The following is a 774-nucleotide window of genomic DNA, read 5'->3' as shown; positions in this document are numbered from 1 at the left end:
GGAGGAGAAGCCAGCGGAGGCGGCGGCGCCGGCGGCTGAGCCGGAGAAGCAGTAGGCTTCTCCCCTTCTTCTCCTCCTCCTCCTCGATTCGGAGCTCCACCCGCAGCCATGGCTAAGAACTACCCCGTCGTGAGCGCCGAGTACCAGGAGGCCGTCGAGAAGGCCAGGCAGAAGCTGCGCGCCCTCATCGCCGAGAAGAGCTGCGCCCCTCTCATGCTCCGCCTCGCGTGGCACTCGGCGGGGACGTTCGACGTGTCGTCGAAGACCGGGGGCCCGTTCGGGACGATGAAGACCCCGGCGGAGCTGTCGCACGCCGCCAACGCGGGGCTGGACATCGCGGTGCGGATGCTCGAGCCCATCAAGGAGGAGATACCCACCATCTCCTACGCCGATTTCTACCAGCTTGCCGGAGTTGTGGCCGTCGAGGTGTCCGGTGGACCTGCCGTCCCCTTCCACCCAGGAAGGGAGGACAAACCTGCACCCCCACCTGAGGGCCGTCTTCCTGATGCCACACAAGGTTCTGACCACCTAAGGCAGGTCTTTTCTGCGCAGATGGGTTTGAGTGACAAGGACATAGTTGCTCTTTCTGGTGGTCACACCCTGGGAAGATGCCACAAGGAGAGATCTGGCTTTGAGGGAGCCTGGACGTCCAACCCTTTGATCTTTGACAACTCTTACTTCACCGAGCTTGTGAGTGGCGAGAAGGAAGGCCTTCTTCAGCTGCCAAGTGACAAAGCCCTCATGGCTGACCCAGCCTTCCGTCCACTGGTGGAG

Annotated in this window: 1 protein-coding gene; it reads left to right on the top strand. The window is 62.5% G+C overall.

The genetic code is table 11. From position 1 onward, the window contains the following. Positions 1–108 precede the first annotated feature (108 nt). On the top strand, positions 109–774 hold a 666-nt coding region (locus NK662_RS24565), incomplete at its 3' end, for a peroxidase family protein (RefSeq protein ID WP_497717180.1).

It is taken from the genome of Ectobacillus ponti, from assembly GCF_024294785.1.
Lineage (GTDB): Bacteria > Bacillota > Bacilli > Bacillales > Bacillaceae_G > Ectobacillus > Ectobacillus ponti.
Note: the sequence above shows the minus strand (reverse complement) of the source record. Positions and strands in the feature narration are given on the sequence as shown.